The organism is Syntrophorhabdaceae bacterium (genome assembly GCA_028713955.1).
In the GTDB taxonomy this organism is placed as follows: Bacteria; Desulfobacterota; Syntrophorhabdia; order Syntrophorhabdales; family Syntrophorhabdaceae; genus UBA5609.
Genome location: JAQTNJ010000234.1, coordinates 1 through 4,909 on the forward strand (window position 1 = coordinate 1; position 4,909 = coordinate 4,909).

Sequence of the window (4,909 nt, forward strand, 5' to 3'; positions counted from 1 at the left end):
GCGTCGCTGTGAAAGGTCACATTTTTAGCTTTTGCAATCCTGCCTATTTCAGCGATGGGCTCAACGGTCCCTATCTCATTGTTGGCATGCATGACTGTGATGAGGATCGTCTGGTCAGTGATTGCCTTTTCCACTGCCCCCGGATCGACAAGGCCGTACTTATCAACGGGGATCAGGGTTACCTGGTAGCCCATCCTCATGAGCATCCTGAGCGTTCTTGCCACTGACTGGTGCTCGATGTTCGTGCTGATGATATGTTTGCCTTTTTTTGCCCTTGCGAAGGCAACGCCCTTGATAGCGTGGTTGATCGACTCCGTCCCTCCGGAGGTGAAGACGATCTCCGAATCTTTTGCATTGATAAGCCCGGCAACCTTGGCGCGTGCATCTTCCAACACCTCTGAGGCGCTGTCCCCTATGCGGTGCTGGCTTAAAGGGTTGCCGAATCCATCCTTTTGTATGTAATCGATAAGTGCCTCTTTTACCTCCGGGTGGAGATGTGTGGCAGAGATGTTATCAAAGTAGGTTATGTCCATAGTGGTTTACTCCTCTCCTGTGCTCAGTATTATTAATGCTCTATTGTCGGTTTTCCGCACTTTGTGCAGAAAGGGGACTGTTTAGGCAATTCGGTGTCGCAGTACGGACAATAGCATTTGTCCTTTTTGGCCCTTTCACCGATGAATTCGACCTTTTCGTCCTTCTTTTCTGTTTTGCCTTCCTTGCGCTCGTAATAATTCATAATCGCCTTGTGGAGGGCATCGGCGCCAAGGTTTGAACAGTGGAGCTTGTTCTTAGGGAGCCCGCCCAGTTCATGTGCCACGGAATCGTTGGTGATCTTCATCGCCTCGTCAAGTGTTTTACCCTTTGCCATTTCCGTAACCATGCTTGATACTGCTATGGCAGCGCCGCAGCCGTAGGTCTCAAATTTAATGTCATCAATGCGGTTATCCTTTACCTTGATGGCGATGGTCATCATATCGCCACATACTGGGTTGCCGACCTCGCCAACACCGTCGGCGCTTTCTATCTTACCGACATTTTTGGGATTTTTAAAATGTTCCATGACTATTTCGGAATACTGCATAGATACCTCCTTTTTGCGCTTCCGTATTTTTACAATATAAGCCATTTAATTTTTTTTTCAAGGTATATATCCTGTGTATCACCGTGCCATACACATGATCTTTGACCTGCCCGGACATAAAAAAAAAGGGGGGTTGACAAGTTCCGAAAACTTCGCTAATAAGGTATAAGATATAAGATGACTTCAACAATGTGAATTCCAATAATCATAACGAAAGGGGGTAGTCTATGGAGGAGAAAAAGCAGGGTATTGACTGGACCACGCTCTGGAAGAAAGACGACTGGATGTCTGTATGGATCGGTTTTTTAATCCTTATTATCTTTATGGCCGGTGCAACCTTTAAACTGCCCGGCTGGAAGTGGATGACGGACGGTGCCTTTTTTGAAAAGGCTGCAGGTGCCGCCTCAAAGGTCGAGGCACTCGCTAAGGACGCTGAAGGAAAAGGGGAACAGAACGTTCAGAAAGAACTGCTTGCCCTTAAAACAGCCATCGATGGAAAAGACAGGAAGGCGATCGGCGATGCCGCCGGTAAGGTCGAAAAGGTGGCAAAGGATGCCAAGGATAAGGATATAGCGAAGAAGGCCGGGAAGGTGGGTAAGGACATGAAAGGTGATGCCGGCAACACCATCGGCAAGATCCTTTCCGGTGCCAACCTGCTCAAGGCCCTCTATCTGCTGATCGGTTTATGGATACTCGGCGGTATCAGTATGGCCATTATGGGCATGTCCTTTGGTAAATTCACCCTTGGGTTCCCTATTGTTTATATCCTGTCTGCGCTCTCCTTCCTTGTTGCAGGAAATACCACAGTTACCCACTACGGCCTTGAGGTCGTTTTTTGGTCACTCATCTTCGGTCTGATCATCAGCAACACCGTCGGTGTCCCTGAATGGCTCAAGACCGCCGTCAAGACAGAGTTTTTTATCAAGATCGGCCTTGTCCTTCTCGGCGCCGAGGTGCTCTTCACGACGATCGCAAAGGTAGGGGCCTACGGGATGATACAGTCAATCATCGTCATTCTTGCCGTTTTCTATGTATGCTACTGGATAGCAAAGAAGCTCGGCCTTGACGATGAATTCGCGTCAATCCTTGGTACCGCAGTTTCTATCTGCGGCGTCTCCGCTGCCATTGCTGCTGGAGGTGCCGTTAAGGGTGACCAGAAGAAGATAAGCCACACCATATCGCTGGTCCTCCTCTGCGCTATACCAATGCTGATAATAGAGCCCCTTATTGCAAAAGGAGTAGGCATGTCGGCGGCAGTAGCGGGCGCATGGATCGGCGGGACGATCGATACAACAGGTGCCGTGGTTGCAGCGGGTGCTATTGCCGGTGATGCAGCGATGGCCGTCGCCGTTGTCGTCAAGATGGCACAGAACGTGCTGATCGGGTTTGTTGCATTCTTCCTTGCCATCTGGTTTACCTTCAAGGGACAGGCCGCAGGTGAAAAACCGACCATGATGGAGATCTGGTTCAGGTTCCCCAAGTTCGTTGTCGGGTTTATCATCGCTTCCCTTGTCTTCTCCTTCCTGATGGAGGAGTCATCAGCAAAGGCAGTGACGAATATTACCAAAGGGTTGAGGGGTTGGTGGTTCACACTCGCATTTCTCTGCATCGGGCTTGATACGAAGTTTAAAGAACTTGTTTCCATGGGCGGCGGAAGGCCGGCCGCCGCGTTCCTCATTGCACAGTTCTTCAATATCTTCTGGACATTGCTTTTCGCATGGCTTATCTTCGGCGGGGTCTTATTCCCGGTACCGACGTTCTAAAAAGCAGTAGATAGTATATAGTAGATAGTAAAAAGGCAGGGAGCGAACACGCTCCCTGCCTTTTTAAGACGTTCAGTGTGCTTTTTCCCTTACGCCCAACGCCGAACGCATCACGACGAACGTTCTTTTTTGTGGTCTCGATATACGATATACGAAATACGACATACGATGTGTTACATGGGCTGCCTTTACAGCTTCTGTAAAAGCGATTCCAGGATAGTATTTTTTGTGCGACGATAGAGCATGTACTCATAAGGCATGAAGGGGACGCCGCCCCATTTCAGCTTAAAAAAAACTATTCCTTTATTGATGCCCAGTCCAAGGTTCACATATCTCTTTCCTTGCTCCCGGGCCATTTTCACGATCTCATAAAGGAGGGCATCAGAGATGCCGGGAATGTAGTACCTTCTGGAAACAAAATTGAACATGTAAAAGGCATAATCTTTCGCGCCAAACTCAGCAATGTCGAATGCTGCGAGTCTTCCGTCGCGGTTTCTGCCATTTATTACCAGGGCTGTATCGGAGGAGGCGGTATAATCGCGGATATGCTCAAAAATAAATTCCGTACCGGTTTGTACAGGATGCGAACCTAAAAAATCTTTGACCAGCTCAGTATGCTCATCACTGTATTGTCTCGCCTTCTCGATAGTTATTTCCCTTGCAGCCCGGCGTATCATATTCAGTGTTTTTGGAGCGACACGAAGGGTGCGGGCATCCAGCCTGTAATAATGGTCCGATGTTTTCTCAACAATGGCATCATTTTTTAATGACACTACGGGCGCTATCAGGGCTATCTCTTCCGGTTTTAACCGTTTTACAGCATCATCGAGTGCCCTTTTCATCCTCTTTTCATCAAACGGTTCTCCCAGCGGATATCCTACGAAAACAAGCGATCCCTTTGTTATATAGCAGAGATAGGGTCCAAAGAGATACGGTTCGCCTCCTGAGATGGCTGTTACGTAACCGGTTGTGTGTTCCGGTACACAGGCGTTGTTCCGTATAAAATCTGATTCAGTCGCTGATATCATCGTCAAGGTTTGGTTACAGTATACCCCTTTTCCTCGAGCATCCCTTTAATGCCCCGTATATGGGTGGTGCCTACAAATGCTACAGCGTCCCCCCTTTCGATGAACGGCATCATCCTCTCGAACATGATCGGGTCCCGCTTTTCCACGATGGACTCGCAACGGGACGGAAAATCCCCGATTGCCGATACCACGGTCCCTATATCGCCCTTAAGATAGTGACGCGCGTGGTGCTTTGCAAATTTCTCCCATTCCTTCATCCTGCGAAAAAAATTGACGATCCTTTCAATGGGTATGCCGTTTAATGCTTCGATCTGCTCCTCGATGGTTTCGAGGTAATGGATATCTTTACCCAGTTCTTTAGCCACTGATAGTGCTTCAAGGTCAACGGAATATATCCAGCCCCTTTTTTTCAGGTAATGCGACCAGATCACGAAGAAGGCCATCCATGGTTTCAACCTGTTGATTTCGTCGGGGATGAGCGTTTTCTTGTCCCTGTTGAACAGATCCGCATACAACGAAAGAGAGTCGTCAGGAGGGACGGTCTCCATGAACTCCCTGCTGATTTCCGACAGTGTCTTCTTGTCTAACAGGTCGGTGATCTTCTCTGCTTCTTTTGCCTCAATGCCGTCCTGCCTCACCTTGCCCATGTTTGTTTCATCGAGGGGGCCTTCGAAGAGGACTGATGTTGTCCTGCCGATGAGCTCAATGAGGGATTGTCTGAAACTGTAGGGGAAAAAATGGGCGCTCCCTGCAAGAAAATTTTTCATACCATCCCGTTCAATCTCCCAGACCATCCTGAACTTCTTTTCCCGTGATCGCCAGAAAACCATTGCTTCCCCTATTGCCGCTATAACTTCGATGTGATTGCGTCTAAGATCGAGAAGGTTCGCTTTTGTCCGAGTTTATACTCACGGAATTCATATCTGAGGAACGGCACGCCACCCCATTTCTCCTTGAACCTCCTGATCCCGCTATTGACGCCCAGTCCCAGATTGATCAAATTCTTCCCCTTTTCCTGCGCGAGATTGATCATTTCA

5 protein-coding genes and 1 pseudogene are annotated in these 4,909 nt (G+C 48.5%); 1 reads left to right on the forward strand and 5 read right to left on the reverse strand.

The window, feature by feature from the left end:
• Positions 1 to 533: aminotransferase class V-fold PLP-dependent enzyme (locus PHU49_14605; protein MDD5245237.1), on the reverse strand; the 533-nt coding region annotated here is incomplete at its 3' end.
• Positions 534 to 706: 173 nt separating this feature from the next.
• Positions 707 to 1,081 (reverse strand): annotated as a pseudogene (gene nifU, locus PHU49_14610) (Fe-S cluster assembly scaffold protein NifU).
• A 227-nt stretch (positions 1,082 to 1,308) separates the two neighbouring features.
• Between nifU and PHU49_14615 the strand changes: the two are divergent.
• A complete protein-coding gene (locus PHU49_14615; GenBank protein MDD5245238.1) occupies positions 1,309 to 2,844 on the forward strand; it encodes a putative sulfate exporter family transporter in 1,536 nt (511 codons plus the stop codon).
• Positions 2,845 to 3,032: 188 nt separating this feature from the next.
• Here PHU49_14615 and PHU49_14620 read toward each other — a convergent pair whose 3' ends face one another.
• The 3 genes from PHU49_14620 to PHU49_14630 form a co-directional block, all read right to left on the reverse strand.
• Positions 3,033 to 3,872 (reverse strand): hypothetical protein, encoded by an 840-nt coding sequence (locus PHU49_14620; protein ID MDD5245239.1) that lies wholly within the window; start codon positions 3,870 to 3,872, stop codon positions 3,033 to 3,035.
• Between the two features lie 2 nt (positions 3,873 to 3,874).
• The gene (locus PHU49_14625; GenBank protein ID MDD5245240.1) at positions 3,875 to 4,702 is read right to left on the reverse strand and encodes a TraB/GumN family protein; all 828 of its coding nucleotides are present in this window, start codon (positions 4,700 to 4,702) and stop codon (positions 3,875 to 3,877) included.
• Positions 4,703 to 4,719: 17 nt separating this feature from the next.
• Positions 4,720 to 4,909: hypothetical protein (locus PHU49_14630; protein MDD5245241.1), on the reverse strand; the 190-nt coding region annotated here is incomplete at its 5' end.

Coding starts and splice junctions, on each gene's coding strand:
- PHU49_14620 (MDD5245239.1), bottom strand. CDS start 3,872: ATGATATCAGCGACTGAATCAGATTTTATACGGAACAACGCCTGTGTA.
- PHU49_14615 (MDD5245238.1), top strand. CDS start 1,309: ATGGAGGAGAAAAAGCAGGGTATTGACTGGACCACGCTCTGGAAGAAA.
- PHU49_14625 (MDD5245240.1), bottom strand. CDS start 4,702: ATGGTTTTCTGGCGATCACGGGAAAAGAAGTTCAGGATGGTCTGGGAG.